Source organism: Caballeronia sp. HLA56 (assembly GCF_054655155.1).
The window spans coordinates 521,136-546,282 of sequence record NZ_BAAHOB010000001.1 but is presented as its reverse complement, the minus strand read 5'-3'; the positions used below and the strand labels follow the sequence as shown (position 1 = coordinate 546,282).

General features: G+C 60.5%; 19 protein-coding genes. 9 read left to right on the top strand and 10 right to left on the bottom strand.

The features are described from left to right. Window positions 1-21: 21 nt before the first annotated feature. From ACYQ47_RS02565 to phaP, 5 genes are all read left to right on the top strand, one after another. Window positions 22-327: an EF-hand domain-containing protein gene (locus ACYQ47_RS02565; RefSeq protein ID WP_244828329.1), complete on the top strand. Its 306-nt coding sequence runs from the start codon at window positions 22-24 to the stop codon at window positions 325-327. A 12-nt stretch (window positions 328-339) separates the two neighbouring features. After that, window positions 340-1,053, top strand: coding sequence for a response regulator (locus ACYQ47_RS02560; RefSeq protein WP_244828331.1), 714 nt, complete (start codon window positions 340-342; stop codon window positions 1,051-1,053). Next, window positions 1,050-2,384: an ATP-binding protein gene (locus ACYQ47_RS02555; RefSeq protein WP_459904371.1), complete on the top strand. Its 1,335-nt coding sequence runs from the start codon at window positions 1,050-1,052 to the stop codon at window positions 2,382-2,384. The genes ACYQ47_RS02560 and ACYQ47_RS02555 overlap by 4 nt, the downstream gene beginning before the upstream one ends. Before the next feature lie 726 nt (window positions 2,385-3,110). Beyond that, complete coding sequence (locus ACYQ47_RS02550; protein WP_244828335.1) at window positions 3,111-3,497, top strand: DUF3564 family protein; 387 nt, start codon at window positions 3,111-3,113, stop codon at window positions 3,495-3,497. A 482-nt stretch (window positions 3,498-3,979) separates the two neighbouring features. After that, entirely contained in the window at window positions 3,980-4,402 is a 423-nt protein-coding gene (phaP, locus tag ACYQ47_RS02545) for a phasin family protein (protein WP_244828337.1), read from the top strand. A gap of 51 nt (window positions 4,403-4,453) precedes the next feature. Here the strand turns inward: phaP and ACYQ47_RS02540 are convergent, their stop codons facing one another. Next, window positions 4,454-6,598, bottom strand: coding sequence for a serine/threonine protein kinase (locus ACYQ47_RS02540; RefSeq protein WP_459904370.1), 2,145 nt, complete (start codon window positions 6,596-6,598; stop codon window positions 4,454-4,456). 618 nt (window positions 6,599-7,216) lie between these two features. Here ACYQ47_RS02540 and ACYQ47_RS02535 point away from each other — a divergent pair. Next, window positions 7,217-7,438: a hypothetical protein gene (locus ACYQ47_RS02535; protein WP_250526648.1), complete on the top strand. Its 222-nt coding sequence runs from the start codon at window positions 7,217-7,219 to the stop codon at window positions 7,436-7,438. 158 nt (window positions 7,439-7,596) lie between these two features. Here the strand turns inward: ACYQ47_RS02535 and ACYQ47_RS02530 are convergent, their stop codons facing one another. Then, on the bottom strand, window positions 7,597-12,060 hold the full coding sequence (locus tag ACYQ47_RS02530) for an Lhr family helicase (RefSeq protein WP_459904369.1): 4,464 nt from the start codon (window positions 12,058-12,060) through the stop codon (window positions 7,597-7,599). 123 nt (window positions 12,061-12,183) lie between these two features. On the opposite strand from ACYQ47_RS02530, the gene ACYQ47_RS02525 reads away from it, so the two are divergent. From ACYQ47_RS02525 to ACYQ47_RS02515, 3 genes are all read left to right on the top strand, one after another. Beyond that, the gene (locus ACYQ47_RS02525) at window positions 12,184-13,482 is read left to right on the top strand and encodes a glycosyltransferase family protein (RefSeq protein WP_459904368.1); all 1,299 of its coding nucleotides are present in this window, start codon (window positions 12,184-12,186) and stop codon (window positions 13,480-13,482) included. Window positions 13,483-13,662: 180 nt separating this feature from the next. Continuing rightward, window positions 13,663-16,062: a phosphoketolase family protein gene (locus ACYQ47_RS02520; RefSeq protein ID WP_459904367.1), complete on the top strand. Its 2,400-nt coding sequence runs from the start codon at window positions 13,663-13,665 to the stop codon at window positions 16,060-16,062. Between the two features lie 4 nt (window positions 16,063-16,066). Then, the gene (locus ACYQ47_RS02515) at window positions 16,067-17,173 is read left to right on the top strand and encodes an acetate/propionate family kinase (RefSeq protein ID WP_250526644.1); all 1,107 of its coding nucleotides are present in this window, start codon (window positions 16,067-16,069) and stop codon (window positions 17,171-17,173) included. A gap of 326 nt (window positions 17,174-17,499) precedes the next feature. On the opposite strand, the gene ACYQ47_RS02510 is transcribed toward ACYQ47_RS02515, so the two are convergent. The 8 genes from ACYQ47_RS02510 to ACYQ47_RS02475 form a co-directional block, all read right to left on the bottom strand. Beyond that, a complete protein-coding gene (locus ACYQ47_RS02510; RefSeq protein WP_244828349.1) occupies window positions 17,500-18,828 on the bottom strand; it encodes an MFS transporter in 1,329 nt (442 codons plus the stop codon). A 75-nt stretch (window positions 18,829-18,903) separates the two neighbouring features. Next, entirely contained in the window at window positions 18,904-19,836 is a 933-nt protein-coding gene (locus tag ACYQ47_RS02505; protein ID WP_459904365.1) for a hydroxymethylglutaryl-CoA lyase, read from the bottom strand. Then, window positions 19,833-21,026: a CaiB/BaiF CoA transferase family protein gene (locus tag ACYQ47_RS02500; protein WP_244828353.1), complete on the bottom strand. Its 1,194-nt coding sequence runs from the start codon at window positions 21,024-21,026 to the stop codon at window positions 19,833-19,835. Before ACYQ47_RS02500 ends, ACYQ47_RS02505 begins: the two co-directional genes overlap by 4 nt. Before the next feature lie 107 nt (window positions 21,027-21,133). Further along, entirely contained in the window at window positions 21,134-22,051 is a 918-nt protein-coding gene (locus ACYQ47_RS02495) for a LysR family transcriptional regulator (protein WP_244828354.1), read from the bottom strand. A gap of 11 nt (window positions 22,052-22,062) precedes the next feature. Next, window positions 22,063-22,449 carry a PaaI family thioesterase gene (locus tag ACYQ47_RS02490; protein ID WP_250466828.1) on the bottom strand — a complete coding sequence of 129 codons (387 nt, stop codon included), beginning with the start codon at window positions 22,447-22,449 and terminating at the stop codon, window positions 22,063-22,065. Window positions 22,450-22,619: 170 nt separating this feature from the next. After that, the gene (locus tag ACYQ47_RS02485; RefSeq protein WP_250509971.1) at window positions 22,620-23,168 is read right to left on the bottom strand and encodes a hypothetical protein; all 549 of its coding nucleotides are present in this window, start codon (window positions 23,166-23,168) and stop codon (window positions 22,620-22,622) included. 348 nt (window positions 23,169-23,516) lie between these two features. Continuing rightward, window positions 23,517-23,717, bottom strand: a complete 201-nt coding sequence (locus tag ACYQ47_RS02480; protein WP_244828357.1) for a hypothetical protein — start codon at window positions 23,715-23,717, stop codon at window positions 23,517-23,519. Between the two features lie 255 nt (window positions 23,718-23,972). Beyond that, window positions 23,973-25,145: an NAD(P)/FAD-dependent oxidoreductase gene (locus ACYQ47_RS02475; RefSeq protein ID WP_459904363.1), complete on the bottom strand. Its 1,173-nt coding sequence runs from the start codon at window positions 25,143-25,145 to the stop codon at window positions 23,973-23,975. Between the last annotated feature and the right edge of the window lie 2 nt (window positions 25,146-25,147).

Sequence of the window (25,147 nt, the reverse complement as noted above, 5' to 3'; positions counted from 1 at the left end):
TCGAATTTACGGAGAACCGACATGCAAAAGATTCCACGAGCGTGCGTGGCCGGCATTCTCGGCTTCACAATCGCCACGGCGGTCTTCGCACAAACCGCCACGCAGCCAATGGGCGCAAGTCCGCATATCGAGCAGGTCATGCACGGTCTGCAGACGCGCTTCGCAAGCGCCAACACCACGCACGACGGCAAGCTCACGCGCGCGCAAGCATCGTCCAGCATGCCGATGGTGGCTCGACATTTCGACGAAATCGACACGCAAAAAGCCGGCTACGTGACGCTTCCGCAGATCGAAGCCTTCATGCATCAGCATGCCGCGCAACGCTAACGGAGATCGCCGATGGAAGCACTTCCGAAAATCATCGTGCTCGACGACGAAGCCGAACTGCGCAACATGCTGCAGCGCTTCCTCACATCGCAAGGCTTCGAGGTGCGGGTCGTGGAAAATGGCAAGCGGCTCGACCGCTATCTGCAACGCGAACCATACGACCTGCTCGTGCTCGACTGGATGATGGAGCCGGAAGACGGCCTGTCGGTATGCCGGCGTCTGCGCACCGAAGGACACACGCTGCCCATTCTCATGCTGACGGCCAAGGGCGATCCGGTGGACAAGGTCGTCGGCCTGGAGACAGGCGCCGACGACTATCTCGCCAAGCCCTTCCTGCCGCAGGAACTGGTGGCGCGCGTGCGAGCGCTGCTGCGCCGTCAGAAGATTGCAGCGGGCGATCCCACGCTCACCTCGCAAGTGCTGCGTTTCGGCGAGTTTCGGCTCGATCTCGGCAAGCAGCAGATTACGCGCAGCGGTAATGCATTCGAAATGCATTCCGCGCAGATGCAGTTATTGCATGCACTTGGATCGTCACCGAACCGTGCCGTGAGTCGTGACAACCTCATCGCCCGCACGCGCGGACGCGATCACGATGCACTCGATCGCAGCATCGATGTCCAGGTGCTGCGTTTGCGCCAGCTCATCGAGGAAGATCCGGGCAAGCCGCGTTTCATCAAGACGGTATGGGGCGTCGGCTATATGTTGCTTGCGGACGTGGAAACGTGAGCCTCGCGCCGCGGTCCCTTTTTGCACGCAATATTCTTTTGCTCGTGGCGCTGGTGGCGGTGAGTCAGGTATGCGCGCTCGCCGTGCTGCTCCATTTCATTCAGACGCCGCGCATCGAACGGGCGGCGACCACATTCGCGGCCTACATCGAGACGCTCGATACCCTTCTGAAAGCAAGCCCGCCGCAAGCATCGAATTCCATCGCCGCTCATCTCGAAGTGCGCGCCGCCCTGCCCGAGGACGCGCGCGAGACGCCCGAAGAGTCGCGCTTGCGCTTCTATCGCACGTATCAGCGTCAGACTTTCATCGATAGTTTGCGAGCGCATCTGCCGCCAGACATGCTAGTGCGCTGGGAAAGCGGCGCGACGGCGGCGGATGGCCAGCAGCGCCTCTGGATACGTGTGCATCTGTCCGGTGAGCCACGCTGGATCGCCCTGCCCGTGCCGGAAGCCGCGCACGACGATGGCCTCGCCACGGCCCTGCTGCTTTCGCTCGGCCTAGGGGCGCTCGCAATCGCGACCGCGTATTTGATCCAGCGGCATTTGAACCGCCCGCTCGAACACCTCGCCGATGCCGCGCGGCGCCTCTCTGCCGGCGATGAACCCGGCGTCTTGCCGATAGACGGCCCCACCGAGATTGCCCAGGTTAGTCGCGCGTTCAACCAAATGAGCGCTGCCCTGAGCGAAGCGGACGCCACGCGAGCACTGATGCTCGCTGGTATTTCGCATGACATTCGCACCCCGATGACGAAGCTGCGCCTTGCGATGGCAATGTCCTCGGCGAGTGCGGGGGACGCTCACTTCACGGCATCGGCGGAAGGTTATCTGGATCGGATCGACAGCATCCTCCAGCAGTTCATGGACTATGCAGGGAGCGGTGCCAAGGAAGCGCCGGTCGTGGGAGACATAAACGCATTGATCTCGAATCTGGCAGCGGATTTTGCGGGCCTTGGCCACGAGTTCGCGCTTACGCTCGGGCCCATAGAGCCGTTCGCTTTCCGTCCCATCGGCATGATGCGCGTACTGATGAATCTGATGCAGAACGCCATACTCTATGGCGTCGTCGGACTCGAAGTGCGTAGCTGGACCGATACGCGATTGCATGCTGCATGCATTGTGATCGCGGATCGCGGCAAGGGGCTTGGCGGTCAGGACCCGGAAGCGCTTAAACAGCCGTTCAAGCGCGGCGGCGGCGAGGCGCAGCCAAAAGGCACGGGATTGGGTCTGGCGATCGTAGAGCGCATCGCTCGGCAGCACGGCGGAACGCTAGTTTTGCGGGCACGCGATGGTGGTGGCGCTGAGGCGTGCATTGTCTTGCCGCTTGGTATTTAAAATTCATGCGCGGCTTAATAGTATTTTGCATTCGTTCTCCGGTGAGCCCATACTGTTCTCGTAAGATGAAACGGTCGCGCAGCAGGACGAAATATCAAACTGCCTGCGGGTGCCTATGGCTCGCGCCTACATCCCTTGAATCAAAAATCGTCAGCCGGTTGCCATCGACGCTCCAACTTGAAGACGCTATCAATCTGAATGGATGGACCGCGCATATCGTCGACCGAATACCCATAGCGAATCTGAGTTGCTGCAGTGCAATGAGCGTGTTCGGCGTGTAGGTCCGGTGTGGGGCACGCAGGCATGCTGTTGGGGCGCGGGCTGACGAGGTAGTGCATTCATCGACAATGCAAAAGTACCGCCATGCCTCCGAAGCGTCAGATTGGCGTACTAAGCTTCACCATCGTGCAGGAGCTGAGGTCGGCATCGCACTTGCTTTAAGTTGATCGCGTTGTTGTGCGCCGCAGCACTCATGGCTTGGAGCCATCACAGCACCGACCGATTTGGATTTCTTTCGGCTTATCGAACCGATCGCCAGTATCGCGCTCGAACCAGACATTGCGCCTAAACCCGCGAGTGTTTAAGTGCATACCGAATACAAAAATAACTAAAGACACGTATTACAGCGTGGCGCGCGACGCCACCGTTCAAATCGAAGACGCTCATGGCCAGCGCGAATAAGCGCTCGAGCGTCCCGTCCGCCAAATCGATGTAATGGAGGAAGTCATGCGTATCACCGTCAAGCTGGATGGATTCGAAGGCGCGCAATCGGCCGCCTACGCCATTTTGTGGCTCGACAGAGAATCCAGCCGCTGGTCACGCGAAGGTCACCAATCGATGGACGTGCCTGATTGGGGCGGTCTGACCAAAGGCGCGGGCGACACCGTGATCTGCGGGCAGGATGCGCCGCAACCGATCTGCGTGCTCGAACAACTCGATTTCGACGTACCGGGCGGTCCGCCCGAAGGGCTCGCCGGACGCGCGCTCTGGTACACCGATCAATCCGGCGCACAGAGCGAGGGACGCTGGCATGTGCAATGTATCGACCGCGCGCAGATCAAGGCGGAGCACGGCGTATTCGCTGGCGAGGAGGTCAACTGGACCGCGCTCTGAAGCGGGCAGGCACGACATCTCGAAGATAATGGGTCGCCGTTCGATAGCGGCATGAGCGGCCTGACGAAGTTTGTCGTGCAAAAGCGCAATCGCAATCGCTATCGCGCGGTAATTGGAAACTGCGTGGCGGTCGAACACCATGCCCGTGCCGCGCTGGCCAACTAAACGAAGACCACGCGGACCGTCGTAACGACCCTTCCTCGCCTCCGATCCCGGCCGCCAGTCGCGCGGCCTGTCAACCGTTGCTCTATTGCGTGCTCGCTGCGGCGCGACGCGCCTTGATTTGCATTAAGCATCCCGACAGTTGGTCGTTTGAATGCAATCGCTCTGGTGTTTTCCCTTGCCCCATTTAGCACGGTTAAATTGGTAGTATCAGGGGCCGGTCCGCGCGTCGAGAAGACGTGGCACACGGCGCACGTTGCCGCGCGATCGAATGGCTCCATGCATGAGAACGCGCTCCACCGAACGACCTGGGAGGCAAGATGAATCAGAAATTCAGCGATCCGTTCAGCCAGTTTGCCGCCATGTTTCAGCAGTATCAGCTTCCCGGTTTCGATGTCACCGCGATCATGGAATCGCGACGCAAAGACGTCGAGGCGCTCGCGGCCACCAATCGCGTTGCGTTCGGCGGCATCGAGGCCTTGCGCGACAAGCAACTTGAAATCTTGCGGCGCACGCTGGGCGATCTGGAGGATATCGCCAAGCAAATGGCATCGTCGGCCGCGAAACCGCCGTTCAACGCCAACGAAGTCGTGCAACGGGCATTGCACAATGCGCTCGCCGATATGCAGGACATCGCCCGCACCACGCAGCAGACGCAGGCCGAAGCGTATGCGCTCGTCACGAAGCGCATGGAGGATGCGTTGCAGGAACTGAAGGCGTCGGTCAACAAACCACAAGCTTGATCGCGCGAGATCAGCCAACGGTCCGGTGAGCCGTCGCTTACGTGGCGACGCTCACTTCTTCGCCTGCGTCGTGATCTGGAACATGTCCACGACGACTTTATCGCGTCCGTATTTGCCGGTGAGCGCCGTAAGACGCTTGTCGAGTGCGCGCAGATATTCGCTCTTCGCTTCGCTGTCCGGGCGGATGTCATCGAAGAGCGGCGCGGGCGTCACGGTCAATACGATCATCTCCGAGCCGAACGGCTTGCCGACGACCCAATCGCCCATCGAGCCGAGTGTGGCCGCGTAGTTTGCAGGCGCCTGGTTGTCGCGGGATCTTTCGGTCGGCAGCAAATGCACCACGCTGCCGTCGAGCATGAAGTAATCGACTGTGACGTAGGACTCGAACGCGGGCGTCATCAGATCGACGATCAGCGGATCGCCTTCGGTCAGGCGCAACTGGTTCGACCGCGTATGGACCGATGCCGGATGTCCCAACTGCCGGTTCGCCGTCCAGTAAGGCGCGAAGACTTTGAGCAGATCGCATTTGTCGTCGACGACTTGCTGCACGCCGAAGTTGGTGGTCTTCACGCCGGGCACGCGTCCAAGCGTGTCCTTCAAACGCGCGAGCCCGTATTTCTCCGATATGAAACCCTGCACATCGACAGTCTGATCGTGAACCGATGCCACGAGCGCCGAACACGGCGCGCTCGCCAGCACCGGCGTGACCGCGGCCATCGTAAGCTGCGGCGCGGCGGCGACGGGAACGGCAGGCGTGATCGCGACCACCGACGCGCTCGCTTGGGGTTCGGCGCTCGACGGTCTTACTGGTTCGACCGGACTTGCGCTCGCGTTCGAGGGTGGCGCTTGTTCGCTGTTTTTTGACTGCTCGAAGAAGTAATAGCCCGCGCCGGCAGCAATCATCGCCGCAACTGCTACGGCTCCGATCGCAATCCTGGGGCCGCCTTCGCGCTTCGGTTTATTGCTTGCGGGCGCAGCGGCAGGCGGTTCGCTAAGCTCATCCAGGAACTGCGTGACGCTCGGCGTTCGCGCCTCGCGTTCGAACGCCAGCGCGCCCTTGAGCGCCTTCCACTGCTTGTTGCCCAGATTCTCGGGCCGCTGCGGCTTCATGTTGGCGCTCTTTGCCTGCAGCGCGGGAACGCGCTCGAACGGATGCTTCCCCGCCAGCAATTCGTACGCTATACAGCCAAGCGCGTAGATATCGTCACGCGGATCGGGCTCGCGATGCTCGAGCATCTCCGGACTTGCATAGGCAGGCGTGAGCGCGCCCAGGCTGCCGGGATCGAAGACCGTGGCCTCGCTTTCGTCCTCGGGGCGCGTGATTACACGCGAAATGCCAAAGTCGATCACCTTCACTTCCGCCGTATCGGTGAGAAAAACGTTCGGCGGCTTGAAATCGCAATGGACGAAGCCTCGCTCGTGCGCGTATGCGAGCGCGTTCGCCATGCCCTTGAAGATCGGAAACATTTCGGCAAACGGCAGACCCTTGAAGTTCGGGTTCCGAAGCATTCTTGAAAGCGGCTGGCCGGAAAGATATTCCATCGTCAGATAGACGATCGAGCCATCGCGATCGAAATCGTACACGGTCACGATGTTGCGATGCGCGAGTTGCTGCGCCTTGCGCGCCTCGCGCTGCAGTGCGATCAGCGATTTCGGGTTGCCGCGAAATTGAAGATTGAGAACCTTGATCGCCACGTACGGCCGTCGATCCGACGCTTCCAGCTTGCGCAGATCGAGCGCTTTGTAGACCGTTCCCATCCCGCCGATGCCGAGACATTCTTCCAGCACGAAGCGATTGTTCAGCGTGTCGCCGACACCCTTGACCTGAACGACTTCCGTGAGCACCTGCGTGGCGTGGCCGGACGTCGATGCGCTCGCGTCGCCCGATGCGCGCGGCGGCAAAGGCGCCGGGAAACCCGGCGTGGTCTGCATGCGCGTCTCGTCGCGGCCGGGCGCGAAGCCGGTGCCGAACTCTGTTTCGGGATGAGCGAGCGCCACATGTTCGATGCGGCGTCGAATGGCAACGTAGATATCGGGTGGCAGAGGCCGAGCCGCGTGCTCCTCGTCGAGGATCTCCATGAGCCGCTTGGCCGGAGTTCGTTCGATGGCGAGTGCGCCATCGACCCCGGCAAAGAACTCGTCGCGCGACCCGCCGTCGCCCCGATATGTACGAATCGCCTGCGCAAAGCTTGTCATCTGTGCGACGCGACGCGGCTCCAAATCGACCGACAATTCACTTGTCGTAACAAATACCCAGTAATCGCTTGATACTAGCCTTCGCATGCGCCTTACGCAAATGGCGTTTTCGATGATGCGCGGCATCGCGCACATGTCGTTCGGATACCGACATGTTTGGTTCGGGTGTTGGTTCGGTTAAGTCAGGTACGGGCTTTTGCGTCTTATTGCGCGCGGTTGGCCAAGCGCCTCGTCGCCGCGTAAAGCACGTCACACTTGGGTCCGTCGATTCGTTCATGCCAAGGCGTTCGACTGGCATACCTGATGCATGACGTGACCGGAAAGGCTACGACGTTGCACTCTCGATCAGGCATGGTGCATTCAGTGAATCACGCATGCATCATACAAACGGCCAAGGGTGACACCCCTCCGCCGTCTTGCCGCTTGGCACATCCGGTCAGAATGAAACGGTTGCGGCGGCACGAGTAGCCTTGCATGGCAGCGTCAGACGAAATGCATATACTTAATGCGTTCTGCGTTGGTCGAATGTGCATGCTGCATGCAAGGTAAGTTCGACGCGCCGCATCTGACCGGGATCGGCGCGGCTTCAGGCTTCTCACTTTTTTGGAGGACACAGTCATGGCCATCGTCAAAATCAAGGATCTCGCGGACAGCATCGAGTTGGACCGTCAGGCAATGACCGCGATCACGGGCGGTGCACGCAACGGTGCCCGTCCGCTCTTTCGTATCAGGCCGAAAGCGAAAGCGAATCGCGTGGTCGATTATCCAGGCGTGCCGGTGAACGATGTGCCCGCTGAAAAGCCTGGGCCATTCACCACCAAGATCGTGTCGAAGAAGTAGCGTTTGAGGACATAGCGCTTACGTCCGTCGATGTTCGCGGGGTGAACGATTAGCGTGCTGCTTATGCATTGAAGCAAGCAGCAACGCGAGGCACGGTGGTCGTAATACAAAATGCCACCGCGCTGCATCTTGCATGCAAAACGCCAACGAGCGGTGCGTCAACTACGCACCGTCATCCCGATCGTGCCCATTCCGCCCGTCAATGGCGTACCGATCGATCGCCCGCTCCGCTTCACAAGCGCAAGCCTGATACGTTCGCGTGTATCGCCATCGAAATCGCCGAGATATCGCGTCTTACCGGCCACGACCGCCCCAACCGGCAAGCCATCCAGAAACAACACGCGATTGCCCGCAATCGCCGGCACTTTCTCGCCTGGCAGCAACGTGCCCACGAGGTTCAGCGGATCGACCGCGCCAAGCGCGACGAGCGCGCCCTCTTTCGCCCGCCTGCGGACGTCACGCAACAGCGGCACCGCATCCGGCAATGCAAACTGCTCACCCGCGAGTCCCGCAACAAAGCGCCCGCCGCGAATCTCGCCACGCGCTTCGAGCCGATGATAGACACGCAGCAAATCGCGCCACGGCGGCAGCCACTGCGCTTCGCGTTCGAGCAGTCGCCAGAACACGACACCATACCGGCGCAACAGCGCAAGCGCGACGTGCTCGATGTCCGCATCATCGTTGGAATTGGCTCGACGCAAGAGCGCCCAGCGGCCCGCATCGTCCATCCCGCCGATGAAAAGCCCGCCGCGACGCTGCCGCCGCGCGAACACATTGCGCTTGGCGGCCGGCGCCAGAAGCGCGCGCAAGCCCGCGAAACTGTCCGCGTTGACGAGGCCCAGCGCGACTAGTTCGCCGAGCCCGTCTTCGAGTTCCGTGCGCAGGAGCCGTACATCGGCGAGAAGTTCGTCGAAGAACATCGCGCCGTGCGTGCTCAGGGCCTCGAACACGCGTTGCGCGCGCGACGACAGCTGCGGCGCTTCGTCGGGGCGCATCAGCGTATTCCATGCCCTCAGATGGCGACGCGGCAGCAGTACGATCGGCGTGCCGCGCACCGGGCCACCCGTCGCGCGCGCACGGCCGGCCGGACGCGTCCACACGATCTTGCCCGCACGGCAAGCCTCGTCGAGCCACATGCCCGAGTAATCGGCGATGCGCGCCGGCAGGATGTCATCCTCCCACGCCACGGCGGGCGCCTCGAAACCTTCGAGCTGTTCGAGCACGCCGAGAAGCGCATCGCGGCCTTCGCCGTGAGAATCCGGCGCGACGCGTTGCCATTCGAACAGGAAACGCATGAAATCCTGCCGCTCCACGGGTTCGATTTCGCGACGCAAACGCCGCACCGTGTAGCGATGAATCCGCGCCAGCAGATGCCGCTCGCACCATTCCTCGTCTTTAGCCGTGGGCGTGAAGCGGCCACGCATCACATAGCCTTCGGCTTCCAGACGCGTCAACGCCGAAGCCACGCTCGACGCAGGCAACGCAAGCGGACGCGCAATTTCCGGCACCGTCAGCGGACCGAATCCCGAAAGCCGCGCGCGGACGATCTCGACGAGCGCGTCGTCTTCAGTCCAGGCATGGTCGAAACCGGGCGGCGGCTGCAGTGCGGGATGCATCGGCGCATGCGTATAGACCGCGCGCAGGCAGGCAAGCCGCTCCACGGCGATCCACAGCGCGTCGTGCTCCGCAATCTGCAAGCGCGTCGCACGCCCGGCGCGTGCGAGCGCGTCGAGCCACGCTGGCCAGCCGTCGCAACGCGCCGCCTCGCCATGCGCGATGCACGCGAGACCGGTCAGCGCTTCGTGCATCTCATCGGCGCTCGTCACCGCGGGCCAGGCTTCCGCGCGCACGCTTTCGATAGCGTCGGCATCGAGCGCGCCGAGATCATCGGTCGATTGCGGATCGGTCCAGCGGCGCGCCAAGACAGCCTGCGTGCGGCGCTCTTCGAGCGGGGCGTCGTCGAGAAAAGCATACGGCCGCGCCGACAAGATCTCGGCGGCAAGCGGCGACGGCGCGGGCAACTCGCGTGTGACGAGCCGCACATCGCCCGTTTCGATACGACGCAAAAGTGCAAGCCAAGCCTCGCTGTCCATCGCTTCGTGCAGACAGTCGTCGAGAGTCTGCTCGACCAGCGGATGCCGCGGAACCTCACGCTCGCCCGCGATGTTTTCCGCGCACGCGACCTGATCCGGGAAAACGGCGGCGAGCAAGTCCTCGCTTCGCATGCGCTGCAACTGCGGTGCGACTTTGCGGCCGCCCGAATAGCGCGGCAAGGCGAGCGCGTTGGTCGCGTTCCAGCGCCAGCGCACGCCGAAAAGCGGTGCGTCCAGCAGCGCCTGGATCAGCACATGTTCCGCGCTTGCCGATTTCAGATAACGCCAGACTTCATCGAGCGCGAAGCTGTGGCTGCCCGTGAGCGACAGGACGATGGCATCCTCCGTCGCCGCCGCCTGCAGTTCGAAATTGAAGGTGCGGCAGAAACGCTTGCGCAACGCGAGACCCCACGCTCGATTGACGCGGCTGCCGAACGGCGCGTGAATCACGAGTTGCATGCCGCCGGATTCGTCGAAGAAACGCTCCATGACGAGCGTGTCCTGGGTCGGGAGCACGGTCAGCGCGGCGCGTGCGCGTGCGAGATATTCGACGATCTGACGCGCGGCATCGGCGCCGATGCCTTCGGTTTCATCGGCGAGCCATGCGATGGTGGGAGCTAGCGAGTCGCTAAGTGCGTCTTTCGCGCTGTCGGCGTTGCGCGCGTCCTTCGCCGCGTTCGCCGCGTACGCGTCATTGGCGCCATGCGCGAGGCTTATATCCTTCGCGCTCTTGGCCCCGACACTCGCCAACCGCGCATCCACCCCCGCCCGCAACCGCGCGATCGCGAAGGAAAGCTCACTGCTGCGCCCCGGCGCCTCTCCAAGCCAGAACGGAATGTTCGGCGGCTGACCATTCGCGTTCTCCACTCGCACCCGGCCACCTTCGATCCGCATGATCCTGTACGACGTATTACCTAACTGAAAGATGTCTCCAGCCAGACTCTCGACCGCGAAGTCCTCGTTCACCGTGCCGATCTGCAAGCCCTGCGGCTCCAGCAGCACGGCGAAGTCGGCGTTGTCGGGAATCGCGCCGCCGGAAGTCACGGCCGTCAGCTTGCCGCCGCGCCGTCCGCGCAACGTGCGGCTCACCGCATCGCGATGAACATACGACGCGCGCACGCCCTGCCGCCCCGTATAGCCTTCGGCGAGCGTGCGCACCACTTCGTCGAAGCGGGCGCGCTCGAGCGTCGCGTACGGATACGCACGCCCGATCAGCTCGAACAATTCATCCTCGCCCCATTCGCGACAGGCGACCTCCGCCGTGATTTGCTGTGCGAGCACGTCGAGCGGCGCGCGCGGAATGGAAAGCGCGTCGAGTTCGCCACGCCTCACGCAATCGAGCAAGGCCGCGCACTCGATCAGGTCGTCGCGCGAAGTCGGAAAGAGCCGCCCTTTCGGCACGCCGCCGACGTGATGCCCCGAGCGCCCGACGCGCTGCAAGAATGCGCCGATCGATCCTGGCGAGCCGAGTTGGCAGACGAGATCGACATCGCCGATATCGATACCCAATTCCAGCGATGCCGTCGCGATCAACACACGCAATTCGCCGCGCTTCAGGCGCTGTTCGGCGGAAAGCCGCTGCTCGCGCGCAAGGCTGCCGTGATGCGCCGCGACCGCGTCCCGGCCAAGGCGCTCGGTCAGATGCCGCGCCGCGCGCTCGGCCATGCGCCGCGTATTGACGAAGACGAGCGTCGTGCGATGCATGCCGGAAAGCTCGGCCAGCCGGTCATAGACGCGCTCCCACATGTCGTTCGACATGATCGCTTCGAGCGGCATCGGCGGCATTTCGAGGGCGAGATCGCGGGCGCGGACGTGACCGACGTCCACGATCTCGCACGGCTTTCCGACGCCCGCGAGAAACTTCGCGACGAGCTCGATCGGCTTTTGCGTCGCCGACAAACCGACGCGCACCGGCCGCGCCGCGCCGCGCGCCTCGCACAACGCATCCAGCCGTTCGAGGCTCAGACTCAGGTGCGAGCCGCGCTTGCTGCCCGCCACGGCATGGATTTCATCGACGATCACCGTGCGCGTGGTCGAAAGCATCGCCCGGCCGGAATCGGACGACAGCAGCACGTAAAGCGATTCAGGCGTCGTCACGAGAATATGCGGCGCGCGCTTTCGCATGGCGCTGCGTTCCTGCTGGGTCGTGTCGCCCGTGCGCACGGCGGCGCGTATCAGCGGCGCGTCGGGGCCAAGCTCGCGCGCAATGCCCGCAAGCGGCTCTTCCAGATTTACGCGAATGTCGTTGGACAAGGCCTTGAGCGGCGACATATACACCACGCGCGTCTCGTCGGGCAACACTTTGCCGCTTGCCGCGCTTTCCACGCCTTCGCGCACGAGTTCGTCGAGCGCGGCGAGAAAGGCCGTCAGCGTCTTGCCCGAGCCAGTTGGCGCAGCCACGAGCGTGGAACGGCGCGCGTGGATGAGCGGCCACGCGCGCGCCTGCGCGGCGGTCGGCGTTTCGAAATGCGCGCGAAACCAGTTGACGACGGCGGGATGAAAGCCCTTCAGGGCGTCGGTGCGGGTCATGCGGTCATTGTATGAGGGGTTTTGAAACTGCGTTTATCAGGCTTTTTCGGACGAATCCCATGCGAGAAAGGTAGGCTGTCACTGATCCTTAAGGCTCCGCGCTTCTGGCCATTTCTACGTCTTATGATCGTCATCAGTCTGCTTTTCGACCATGCGCCTGCCGCGCTTGCGAATCATCGGCGTTATGCGCGCGGGCATGGTTATCGGCACATCGAAATCGATATGTCCGAAATCAGCGGCTGCAGCGACGAAACACGCTGGATCATCAAATACGAAACGCTGCTGCATCAGCTCGGCTTGGCGAATGAGGACGAACTCGTCTTGCTGTTGAACGAGAATGCCGCGATTCTCAGGCCGCTCGCTCTGCCGGAACTCATGCAGGGCCGCGACTGGCTTCTAACCTGCATCGAGTCCGATCTGCCGCAACTCGACATGCAAATTTGGCGCAAGACCGAGCACGTCATGCGTGAGTTGTTCGAGATAGTCACGCGATGCCGCAATGGCGTCGTGCTTCCGAAGGAAGAAGCGCTCCTCTTGCAGGCATTTGCGTATTGTCCGTCGCGGTACCGCGTGGGTGATGTCATGGCTGTCGTGCCCGCCTCCACCAACGTCGAGAGCGTCTGGGCGCACTGGTCTGCTTTCTCGGTCAAGATTTGTGACCAGAAGCATCATCGGCGATTCCGCAATGCGCTCCTCGAACATATCAACGACTGCCAGACGCGCGGCCTGCCACTGCTTTCGCTAAACGACACCGGCATTACCGATACATCCGCCGTCAGTATTCGACAGCCGAATCGGTCGGTCGCGATAGTGACGCTATACACGCCGAACATCGCGATTTACGGCCGTATTGCCGAAGCCAATTTCACGCGATACTGCGAGCGCCACGGCTATACACTTTACGTGCACCGCGAAATTCCCGCGCATCTGAACGACGGTAAAACTTCGGGCAATTGGCTCAAGGCGGCCTTACTGCGCGAAACCCTCCCGAATCACGAATGGATTTTCTGGGTCGACGCCGACGTGCTCATCAAGGACATGAACCGGCCGCTCGAATCCATCATGCACGACAAGGAAGCGGTGTTTGCACGCGATATCGGCTATTGGCGCTTCAATTCCGGCATCATGGGACTCAAGCGCACGCAACGTAATTACGATTCGCTTCATCGCATACTCGAAGCGTGCAATTGCATCGACGACAAATCCACTGTCTACGCAAATAAAGGCGATCAATATTATTTCAACGCCGAATTTTCCACGCGCCCCGACTTCGACGCAACGCAGGTAGCTAGCCTTATCGACTTCAACACACCCTGGATTTATCAGCGGCCGACGAGCTTCATGGTGCATTACATCGGCATATGGGAAACCCATAAAGCGCTGCTGATGGACTACGATCTCAGGCAATCCGCCCGCGATTAACCTGCCTCTGCATGCTTGCGGACATCATCTGGCGAACCCAAGTATGATGTTCGCGGCATCGCGTCACACTCCCGCACGGCGCTGCAACTAAAGCGCAACAATAAAGCTCGAACATGGCAAGCACACGCGCCAGGCCGTATCCCGACGCTCGATTTCTCACTTCACCGCAAGGAGATGCAATTGAACGACGACGTCCAAGGCAGGACAGCAACCGAGACGCCTCTTTCCACCGACCTCCTGCGTAAGCTCGACGCATATTGGCGAGCCTGCAATTATCTTTCGGTCGGCATGATTTATTTGCGCGCGAATCCCTTGCTGCGCGAACCGCTCAAGCCCGAACACATCAAACGGCGTTTGCTCGGCCACTGGGGCTCGGACCCGGGGCAATCGTTCGTATGGGTGCATTTAAACCGTCTCATCAAGCGCGACGATCTCAACGTCATGTTCGTCTCGGGCCCTGGACACGGCGCGCCCGCCACGCTTTCCAACTCTTACCTCGAAGGCCATTACTCGGAAATCTATCCCGATCGCAGCGCCGATGAACACGGCATGCAGCGGCTTTTTCGCGCCTTCTCTTCGCCGGGTGGCATCGGCTCGCATTGCACGCCGGAAACACCGGGATCGATTCACGAAGGCGGCGAGCTCGGCTATAGCTTGTCGCATTCGTTCGGCGCAGCCTTCGACAATCCCGAACTGATCGTCGCCACGATGGTCGGCGACGGCGAAGCCGAAACCGGACCGCTCGCCACGTCCTGGCATTCGAACAAGTTCCTCAATCCGATAACCGACGGCGCCGTGCTGCCGGTCTTGCATCTGAACGGCTACAAGATCGCCAATCCGACCATCCTTGCGCGCATTCCCCACGAGGAGCTCGAAGCGCTCTTCAAGGGCTACGGCTACACGCCCTATTTCGTCGAGGGCGACGACCCCGACACCATGCATCAGAAGATGGCGGCGACGCTGGAACATTGCATCGGCGAGATTCGCGCAATTCAAGAGCGTGCGCGCGCGAGCAAGGAAAAGGTGGAGCGTCCGCGCTGGCCGATGATCGTGCTGCGTTCGCCGAAAGGCTGGACCGGTCCGAAAGAAGTGGATGGTCACAAGGTCGAAAATTTCTGGCGCTCGCATCAGGTGCCAGTGGCCGATCCGGCGACCAATCGCAAAAATCTGCAGGTACTCGAAACCTGGATGCGCAGTTACAAGCCCGAGGAGTTGTTCGACGAGAACGGCCGGCTGATCGAGCCGCTGCGCGAACTCGCGCCGGAAGGCGCGCGCCGCATCAGCGCGAATCCGCATGCAAACGGCGGCGTGTTGCGGCAATCGCTCGATCTACCCGACATTCGTGATTTTGCATTCGAATTCAAAAGCGCGGCCGGGACGTATCAGTCGCCAACGGCCGTGCTCGCCATTTATCTGCGCGAAGTGATCCGTCGCAACATGACGCGCTTCCGTCTATTCGGTCCGGACGAAACCGCGAGCAATAAACTCGACGGCGTATATGAAGTTTCGGGCAAGCGCTGGCTTGCGGAAACGCTGCCCGAAGATGCAGACGGCGGCTTCCTTTCCGTCGATGGCCGCGTAATGGAGATGCTCTCCGAACACACGCTCGAAGGCTGGTTCGAAGGCTATGTGTTGACCGGTCGCCACGGTCTTTTCGCGACCTACGAAGCCTTCGTGCACGTGATCGACTCCATGTTCAATCAGCACGCAAAGTGGCTCGAAAAAGCAAAGAATGAGATTGCGTGGCGCGCGCCGGTGCCATCGATCAATTTGTTGATCACGTCACTGGTATGGCGGCAGGACCATAACGGCTTCACGCATCAGGATCCTGGCTTTCTCGATGTCGTCACGAACAAAAGCCCGGGTGTCGTGCGAATTTATCTGCCGCCCGACGCGAATTGCCTGTTGAGCGTCGCGAATCATTGCTTGCGCTCGCACGATTACGTGAACGTGATCGTCGCGGACAAGCAGCCGCATCTGCAGTATCTGAACATGGAAGATGCCATCGTGCATTGCGCGAAGGGCATTGGCATCTGGGATTGGGCATCGACGGATAAGGGCCACGAGCCCGACGTGGTGATTGCCAGCGCGGGCGATATCGCGACCATGGAAGCGCTCGCCGCCGTCGAGATTTTGAAGGCGCAATGCCCCGATCTGAAGATACGCTTCGTCAATGTCGTCGATCTTTTCAGGCTGATGCCGGATACGGACCATCCGCATGGTCTTTCCGATCGCGACTTCGACTCCATTTTCACGCGTGATAAACCGGTCATCTTCAACTTCCATTCCTATGCGTCGCTCGTGCACAAACTCACGTACAACCGCACGAATCACGACAATCTGCACGTGCATGGTTACTGCGAGCGCGGCAACATCAACACGCCGTTCGAGCTTGCGATCATCAATGGCGTCGATCGCTTCTCGCTTGCCATCGACGTGATCGACCGCGTGGAACGTATCTCCGATACCGCCGCGCATACGAAGGAATGGCTCAAGAATCAGATCATCGAGAGCGTGCAGTATGCCCATACGGAAGGTATCGACCGCGACGAGATCCGCGAGTGGACATGGAAGGACTGACACCATGACACAGGGCATTCTCGTGTTGAACAGCGGCTCGTCTTCGCTCAAGTTCGGCGTGTTCATGGCGAACGACGGCGACGATGAGGCGTGGCTCACGGGCAGCGCGAAGGGCATCGGCCGCGACAACGGTTCCTTGACGATGCGTTCTTCCGACAAGCAGATCGATGTCGCGCAGGACCATCTGATGGAGTCGCAGCACGACGCGTTGCAACGTGTCGCCGATGCTCTGCGCGAACATATGCGCGAACCGCTTGCAGCGGTCGGGCATCGAGTGGTGCATGGTGGGCCGGATGTGCGAGAGCATCGCGAGATTACTTCCGCGCTCAAGGACACGTTGCGCGACGCCGTGCCGTTTGCGCCGCTGCATCTGCCGCAATCGCTTGCCCTCATCGACGAAGCGCAGGGCATCTTCACTGGCATACCGCATTTTGCATGCTTCGATACGGTATTCCATCGCACGATGCCGGAGCGCGCGACGCGTTATGCGTTACCGCGAGAGTTTGCCGAGCGTGGTGTCATGCGTTATGGATTCCACGGGCTGTCGTATGAATCTATCGTCAACGCGCTTGGCGCGAAGCTGAAGCCGCGCACGGTCATCGCGCATCTTGGCAGCGGCGCAAGCCTGTGCGCGCTGCAGAATGGCCATTCAATCGATACGTCGATGGGGATGACGCCCACCGGCGGCATTCCGATGGCGACGCGCAGCGGCGACCTCGATCCCGGTGTGCTGATTCATCTCTTGCGCCAGGAGTCGCTCGACGCGGATGCGCTGGAGACGCTCGTGAATCGGCAAAGCGGTCTCAAAGCGTTATCGGAATCGGACGACGATATGCAAACGCTAATCGAACGCCGCGATCACGGCGATGCGAACGCAACGCTTGCCATCGACGTATTTTGCACGGCGATACGAAAGACTATCGGCGGGTATGCGGCTTTGCTCGGCGGGCTGGATGAAATCGTGTTCAGCGGAGGAATTGGCGAGCATAGCGAGGCGGTTCGTGCGCAGGTTCTCGATGGGCTTTCGTTTCTTGGGGCTTCGCATCGGGTTGTGGAGACCGAGGAGGAACGGCAGATTGCACGGCATTGTCGGCGGTTGCTTGATGCGTGACTGGTTGCATTTTGCATGCAGTGTGCCGTCGGATGGTCGGCGGCATTTTGCATGCAGAGTGCAACGGACAAGACGTAGATCTTTACGTTGCGTGCACTCGTACAAGCAACGCAACGCGCTAACCACGATCCTATTGCACGCCGAGTTTCTTTGACTTTTGCATGCAAAAGGCTGCACAACGTGAAAGCACCAAGCGTGAAGAACGGCCACGTGTCGACAAATCCCATTCTGCATTCAACGTACCGAATGCAGCATGCAATAGGCAAAGCGCCCGGTGAACAACCATCGCCGGGCGCTTCTTCAACCTTCCTCGGACCACCTTGGTCCTATTTCTCCGAATGATCCCTTTGCCGCAACGACTGCGGCAGCCCATACAAGAGCAGCAGCGCGCAAATCAGGCTCATCGCACCGATGGCATACAGCGCAGGCGTCGTGCTGCCGGTGACATCACGAATACGTCCGACCATCACCGGACTCACGATGCCTCCAAGCTGTCCAAGCGTATTGATAAGCGCGATCCCGCCCGCCGCGCCTGCTCCCGTCAATAGCTTGGGCGGCAACGCCCAGAACGCCGGAATCGATGCAATCACGCCCGCACCCATCACACCGAGCGCGGCGATCAACAACGCCGTCTGCTTGTCGAACACGCCGGCCGCGAAGAAGCCTGCAGCCGCCATCAGAAGCAATACACAGACGAACTTGCGCCGCTCGCCGGAGCGATCCGACATGCGCCCTACCACGACCATGCAGATCGCCCCGCAGATATAAGGCACCGCCGTCAACAGACCGATGATCGTCGGATTCTCCGTCCCGGCGGCGCGAATCAAATGCGGCGCCCAGAAGTTGAGACCATACGATCCGACTTGAATCAGAAAGTAGATCAGTCCGAGCATCAGAAAACCGGGTGTCTTGATCGCGCCGAAGAGCGAGTGCCCGGAGTCCGTGTGCTGGCTCTGCGTCGCGATTTGGCTTTTCAGGTAAGTCTTCTCGGCGCCCGTGAGCCACGCGGCATCGTCGATACGATCTTTCAGCACCTTCAAAACGAGAATGCCAAGCAGCACGCAAGGCAGGCCGCCAAGCAGAAAGAGCCAATGCCATCCGGCGATACCGAACACGCCGTTCATATGCCCCAGCACGAGCCCGGACAACGGGGCGCCAAACAAACCCGAGAACGCCGATGCAAGAAACAGCAGCGACGTGATACGTCCGCGATAGCTCGCCGGAAACCACAGCGTCAGGTAGTAAAGCACGCCTGGCGCAAAGCCCGCTTCCATCGCGCCGATGATGAAGCGCAAGCCATAGAACTGCCACTCGGTCTGCACGAAAACCATCAGCGCCGTTGCGATACCCCATGAAATCATGATGCGCGCTATCCATCGACGCGCACCGACTTTGTAGAGCAGCAAGTTGCTCGGCACTTCGAAAAGCACATAGCCGATCACGAAGAGACTCGCGCCGAGACCGTAGGCGGTATCGGAGAAACCCAACGTGCTTTGCAGTTGAAACTTCGCGAAGCTGATATTGATGCGGTCGAAGAACGCGAACAGATAACACAGCATGATGAGTGGCATGAGCCGCCATGCCACCTTGCGGATGATGTCCGCGGTATTGCCTAGCGCCTGCTCACGCGGCGCACCTACGCTCAAGTCACTCATGTTTGTCTCCTTGCTCGAAGCAAAGTGGCCGGATTGTTTTGTGATATCCGGTCGTATGGTTTGTCGTCGATGATTTCAGATTGCGCGCACGTAATCGGGAACGGGATGCAGGTCGCAGTTGCGTCCTGCCTTCGCGACTTGTCCCGGCACGTCATGGCCGACGAGCGCAGGCAAAGTGCGTGACAACGTGATGAGCTTCTGCAAATCGACGCCTGTGGGTATGCCCATCTCGTAGCACATGTTCACAAGGTCCTCGCTACAGATGTTTCCCGATGCACCCGGCGCAAATGGACAGCCACCCAGGCCGCCGAGCGCGGCATCGAACCGGCGTGCGCCTGCGTTATATGCGGCGAGTACGTTTGCAAGACCTAGTCCTCGCGTATTATGAAAATGCAACGTCAACGCACTGGCCGGCACTTGCTCCAGCACGCGCGTAGCGAGCCGCGCGACCTGTCGCGGATTCGCCATGCCCGTCGTATCGGCAAGCGTGATGCCATCGATACCCAACTCGCGATATGCCCGCACGATCGACACCACGCGGTCTTCATCGATATGCCCTTCGAACGGACAGCCGAACGCGGTGGCAACCGTTGCATTGAGCATGGCCTTCGTACCTTGCGCGAGCGCGACGATATCCCCGAAGCCCTCGAGCGATGCCTCGCAACTCATGCGCATGTTGGCGCGATTGTGCGTCTGGCTTGCAGACATCACGAGGTTCAGTTCGTCGGCGTTCGCATCGAGCGCACGCTGCGCGCCCTTCACGTTCGGCACCAGCGCGACATAGATCACGCCTTCTTGACGCTCGATGCCCTTGAACACGGCCTCGCCATCACGCAACGCAGGAATGGCTTTCGGCGATACAAACGAGCCCGCTTCGACGCGCGTGAAGCCGCACGCCGAGAGACCATCGATCAATGCAATCTTGTCGGCAGTCTCGACCCATTTCGATTCGATCTGCAAGCCGTCGCGCGGCGCGACTTCCTGAACGAGCAAACGATCATCGTTCATTGAACCGCTCCTTCGGCACGAAGCCTTTGCACTTCGCTTGCATCGAAGCCGAGCGATTCCAGCACCGATTGCGTATGTTCGCCAAGCGTCGGGCCTTGCCAGCGCACTTCGCCTGGCGTATCCGACAGTTTCGGCACGATTCCCGGCATCTTCACCGATGCACCGCCCGGCAAGTCGGCCTGCAGCAACATATCGCGCGCCTGGTAATGCGCATCGTCGATGATGTCCGCAACGGAATAGATGCGTCCCGCAGGGACTTCCGCAACGGCGAGTGTGTCGAGCACATCCTCCATTGCATGATGCGTGGTCCACGCCGCGATGGCTTCGTCGAGCATCGCACTCTGCCGCACACGACCATCGTTGTGCGCGAGCGCGGGATCGTCGGCGAGATCGGGGCGGTCTATCACGTTCATCAGACGCTTGTAGATCGGGTCGCTGTTGCCTGCGATCACGACGAAGCCGCCGTCCTCGGTCCGATAGGTGTTCGATGGCGCGATTCCCGGCAGCGCGCCGCCGCTGCGCTCGCGTACATGCCCGAGCAAATCGTATTCGGGTACGAGGCTCTCCATCAGGTTGAAAACACTTTCCACGAGCGAGACATCGACCACCTGACCGTCGCCTTGTCCGGTCTTGACGCGCAACAGGGACATCAACGCGCCGATCACGCCATGCAGCGACGCCAGTGAGTCGCCAAGACTGACACCGACGCGCGCGGGCAGGCCATCGGCATCGCCGGTTGTATACCGAATGCCACCCATCGCTTCGCCGATTGCACCGAAGCCCGGCCGGTCACGATACGGGCCCGTCTGACCGTAGCCGGAAATGCGTACCATCGTGAGCTTCGGGTTGATTGCATGCAAAACGTCCCAGCCAAGGCCAAGCTTTTCGAGCGCGCCCGGCCGCATATTTTCGATGACGACGTCCGCATCCGCCGCAAGACGCTTGATGACGTCCGCGCCTTCCGGCGACTTGAGATTCACGCACACGGATTTCTTGTTGCGCGACTGTAGATACCACCAGAGTGACGTGCCTTCATGAAGCTTGCGCCATTTGCGCAACGGATCGCCGCCGTTGGGGGTTTCGATCTTGATGACTTCGGCGCCGAATTCGGCCAGCATGCGCGCCGCGAAAGGCGCCGCGATGAGGGTGCCGATCTCGATGACGCGAATGCCCTTGAGGGGTCCGCTCATGGTGCTTGTCTCCATTTATGATTTGCTTGAGACAAGCTTATTGGCGAACGCTCGAGCGCGTCCAACCGCATTTTGGCAAGCATCGTTCGCGGATGACGAACGCTCGCTTATGTGCCCGCTTCCACCGATCGCAAATGATCGAACAAAAGACGGCTCACTGGCGACAACGCGCCCGTATCGCGCACGACGATCACGAGGCTGCGCGCGGCCCACTCCTCGTCGAGCGCGACGGCAGCGAGTCCAAGCTGTCGCCCCATCGCCTCGAATACGCGATGCGGCAACACGCCCACGCCCATGCCCGCCTGAACCATGCGGCAAACGGCATCGAAGCCCGGCACATGAATGCGCAGCCGCAACGCCTTGCCAGCTTGCCGCGCGGCCAGATGCGTGCGCATATTGATGGAACTGGCCGAATGCAGGCCAATATGGTCGAAGTCGAGCGTATCGGCGAAAGTGACGTGCTCGCGTTGGCTCAGCGGATGATCGCCCGGCGTCACGATCACGAGACGGTCATGGCGGTAATGCGTGGATTGAAGTCCGCGCGTGTCGGCATCGCCCGAACAAATGCCGAGATCGACGAGACTATCCAGCACGCCTTCCACGATGCCGCCGCTCGGCCGCTCCTCCAGATCGATCTTGATCTGATCGTGCACGGTGATGAACGCGCGTAAATCTTCCGGAAGGAATTCGACGATGGCGGAAAGATTCGCCATCATCCGCACATAACCGCGCACGCCGCTCGCATGTTCCGCCAGTTCGATGCCGATATTCTCGACATCGCGCAACACGCGGCGCGCATGGTGCAGAAGCGTTTCGCCCGCAGGCGTGAGCTCCATTCCACGCGCCTTGCGCTCGAACAACACGGCGCCGACCGCTTGCTCGAGTTCCAGCAACCGCTTGCTCGCCGCCGATACCGCGATCGCTTCACGTTCTGCCGCGCGTGTGAGCGTGCCTTCCTCGAAAACCGCGAGAAAGAGTTGCAGCGTGGTGAGGTCAAGGCGCCGGAGCAGGTTGCGAGAGGTCATGGCATGGTGCTTCAGCGCGCGTACTTGAACGTGCCTTGCGCGCTCGCGATCATCACGCGCTCGTCTATCCACGCTTCGCCGCGCGCAAAGTAAACCGAGCGGCCTTGTCGCTCAAGGAATCCTTTGGCGACCACCTTGTCGCCAATACCTCGATCCAGATAGTTGACCGTGAGCGAAAGCGTGAACCCGTGGATGGGCGTGGAACCGCTCGTGAAAAGACCCGCGTAACCGCAGGCGGCGTCGAGCAAGGTAGCGATCGCGCCGCCCTGAAGAATACGTTGACGGTTCAAATGCCCCGCGTGAATTGGCATATTGAATTCTGCATACCCGGCGCGCCATGCCGTAAGGGTCGCGCCAAGCGCTTCGAGAAACGGATTGTCCAGATCCAGGTTCGCCACGTTTGCGGATCTCCTTGCATCGTCGATGCTTGCGGGTGCTGCGCGGGTTTGGAATATTGCATTCGATTGTGCCATCGAGGCGCGCAACGTGCCGCCACGTTGGGTTTCTCGCGCACATCAAAAAACCCGCGCGAGGCGGGTTTTGAAGAGGTCGTTCTAGTCTTAGGCCTTCATTTGGTCGGCGCAACTGCGCGCAAAGCGTCGATTCGGCTGACGAGCTTGAGATACCACGCGAGCATGGCAAAAGTCGCGAGCTTTGCCAATGACTCGACGCTCGATAAGAACGCCAGCCATGGCGCGTGAATGAATTCGGCAGGCAAGTCAGGCACGATGGCCAGCACGCTCGTCAAGCATACAAAGAGCAGCAGATAGCGCGCCGACTTGCGTCCGGCAAGCGCAAAGGCTGCGATAGCGCCGAGCATCGCCTTCGAAAAGATGACGCCGGCAATCTCCTCCGTGCTGCTGTTGGCGTCGATTTCCCAAGGCGCCTCGAATATCGACCATGCAACGACCACGCACGCCGACGCCGCAACCGCACGGCGCAGACGATCCGCGTCCGCCACGAGATCTTGAAGCGAGCGCTTGCCTGACGGCGGTTCGAACGGTGGCGTGACAGGCAGCTCGAACGCGACCGGCGGCAAGTCGGCTGGTCTGTCGCGCATGCGCGGGGCGGGCGGCGACATCAGTTCCAGTGGCCCGGGATCGTCACCGCCGCTCATGACACGCTCGCAAAACATGCGGTTGCCGAGCGGTCAAATCTTGCCGCTCCCCGATATCTTTCATTGGAATTCTCCATTCACAAGCGTCAGCGTAGGCGATCAAAAAAACTCGCTCCACGTTCTCACGCGACGCCACATTGCCAAAATGCGTCGACCGCGATTTTTTAGCTTGCAATGGAAATAATTTTCCAGCGCCGATTGATGCGCGTTAATCGTGGAAGCTTAATGACCTGAAGCGATCATAAGCAAAATCCTTTTCTCGCGTGAATGGCTTTTTCTATCGGGCAGAGTTGCGCTACGCGTGCCGTAAAGCGTGTCGCACGCGCAACGAATCGGAAAAGAAAATGATCAGTTATATCCGCGAATCACGCAGGATTTTTGTTCCTCTTCGGTTTTCTCGCCTGCAAAACGACCGCAGATTTCCGCAACATACTGTGGTGCGCCGCTGACCTGGCTGGACTTGTGACACACCGGGGCAGTTGTTGCCGACGCGGTGTCGGCTTCGTCTTCCAGCCATTGTGCGAGCCGGGCGCTCATATAGGCTTCCATGTCTTGTCTCCGTACTAAAAACGCAAGTTGCGTCTGACGGTTTAAGCATGCGCTTATCGGCGTCTATTGGCCCTAGTGGATTTCATTAATGGACGAACGGCATTTTTGTGACTTGCTCGAAAAAATTGCTATTTATCGCGTGCCCATGTCGTTGACAGCAATCTGCTAATTTCTCTTACGGCCATATTAGCGCCTGCTTTTGCAGACGGTAATGCAGCCATACTGGTTTATGCAACTGGACTGCATATAGCTTTTTCAAACCACGTTTTTTTCAATGATCGGCCGGCCGGTCAACACGCGCGCCCAATCGAGCGAAGATAAATCCAGCGTGATGTATTTTCCATGCAAGATAAGTTCGCTCAAGCCCCGTCCCGTTGCGGGTCCTTGTTGCAAGCCGTGTCCGCTAAACCCATTGGCAAAAAGGCAATTCTCGATGTGCGGGTGGGCCCCGATGATCGCATTACGGTCAAACACGTTGTATTCATAATACCCAGACCAGCATCGTTCCACGCGCAGCGCTTCGAATCCCGGAACGCGGTGCGCAAGCGTCGGCCAAATGACATCGTCGAAAAGCGCGTGATCGACTTCATCGAGCGGCAGGTCGTCCGGATCGTTGTCCGCCGAAGGCGATGTGCCGCAGATAAACGTGCGTCCCTCAGGGCGAAAGTAGACGCCACTTGGATCAATCAACAATGGACAGCCTTCGAGCACCGCAGGCGACGATACGTTGAAAATGCTGCGCCGCCGCGCGTGCACCGGAATATCGATGTCGAGCATTGCCGCAATCCGGCGCGACCAAGCGCCCGCCGCGTTGACGACGACATCGCATGCGAACGCTTCGCCGTTCGAGGCAAGCACGCGCTTCGCCTGGCCGCCTTGGCATTCAATATCCGTCACTTCGGCCGCCACGTAACGCGCGCCCAGGGCCTGAGCCTTGCGTCGTAGCGCCTGGACGAGACCATAGCCGTCGAACCAGCCTTCGCCGGTCTCGCCGAACGCACCCGCCGCAAGGTCTTTTGTATTCAACCAGGGGAAGCGCGCGCGCAGGGAAGCGGGATCGAGCAAGGTGATATCCGCGCCGAGTTCGCGTTGCAGCGCATGGTTCTCTTGCAGCGTGGACAGGCCCGGCGGCGTCGCTAGAAAGAGATAGCCGCCTTCGTGCAGATCGACCGAAGGCCGTTCGCCGTTCACTTCGAGCCGCTCGCCAATCGACCGTAAGAACTCGATACCGAACAACGACATACGCACGGAAAGCGGCGTCGAGAATTGCTGTCTGATCGACGCCGCCGACAACGCCGACGACGAGCGCGCGTAAGTCGGATCGCGCTCGATCACCGTGACTTGCACGTCTGGATCCATCAAGCGAAGAAAGTACGCGGTCGAACTGCCGATCACGCCGCCGCCAACGATCACAACCTTGGACACCACGC

Coding starts and splice junctions, on each gene's coding strand:
- ACYQ47_RS02565 (WP_244828329.1), top strand. CDS start 22: ATGCAAAAGATTCCACGAGCGTGCGTGGCCGGCATTCTCGGCTTCACA.
- ACYQ47_RS02560 (WP_244828331.1), top strand. CDS start 340: ATGGAAGCACTTCCGAAAATCATCGTGCTCGACGACGAAGCCGAACTG.
- ACYQ47_RS02550 (WP_244828335.1), top strand. CDS start 3,111: ATGCGTATCACCGTCAAGCTGGATGGATTCGAAGGCGCGCAATCGGCC.
- phaP (WP_244828337.1), top strand. CDS start 3,980: ATGAATCAGAAATTCAGCGATCCGTTCAGCCAGTTTGCCGCCATGTTT.
- ACYQ47_RS02540 (WP_459904370.1), bottom strand. CDS start 6,598: ATGACAAGCTTTGCGCAGGCGATTCGTACATATCGGGGCGACGGCGGG.
- ACYQ47_RS02535 (WP_250526648.1), top strand. CDS start 7,217: ATGGCCATCGTCAAAATCAAGGATCTCGCGGACAGCATCGAGTTGGAC.
- ACYQ47_RS02530 (WP_459904369.1), bottom strand. CDS start 12,060: ATGACCCGCACCGACGCCCTGAAGGGCTTTCATCCCGCCGTCGTCAAC.
- ACYQ47_RS02525 (WP_459904368.1), top strand. CDS start 12,184: ATGATCGTCATCAGTCTGCTTTTCGACCATGCGCCTGCCGCGCTTGCG.
- ACYQ47_RS02515 (WP_250526644.1), top strand. CDS start 16,067: ATGACACAGGGCATTCTCGTGTTGAACAGCGGCTCGTCTTCGCTCAAG.
- ACYQ47_RS02510 (WP_244828349.1), bottom strand. CDS start 18,828: ATGAGTGACTTGAGCGTAGGTGCGCCGCGTGAGCAGGCGCTAGGCAAT.
- ACYQ47_RS02505 (WP_459904365.1), bottom strand. CDS start 19,836: ATGAACGATGATCGTTTGCTCGTTCAGGAAGTCGCGCCGCGCGACGGC.
- ACYQ47_RS02500 (WP_244828353.1), bottom strand. CDS start 21,026: ATGAGCGGACCCCTCAAGGGCATTCGCGTCATCGAGATCGGCACCCTC.
- ACYQ47_RS02495 (WP_244828354.1), bottom strand. CDS start 22,051: ATGACCTCTCGCAACCTGCTCCGGCGCCTTGACCTCACCACGCTGCAA.
- ACYQ47_RS02485 (WP_250509971.1), bottom strand. CDS start 23,168: ATGAGCGGCGGTGACGATCCCGGGCCACTGGAACTGATGTCGCCGCCC.
- ACYQ47_RS02480 (WP_244828357.1), bottom strand. CDS start 23,717: ATGGAAGCCTATATGAGCGCCCGGCTCGCACAATGGCTGGAAGACGAA.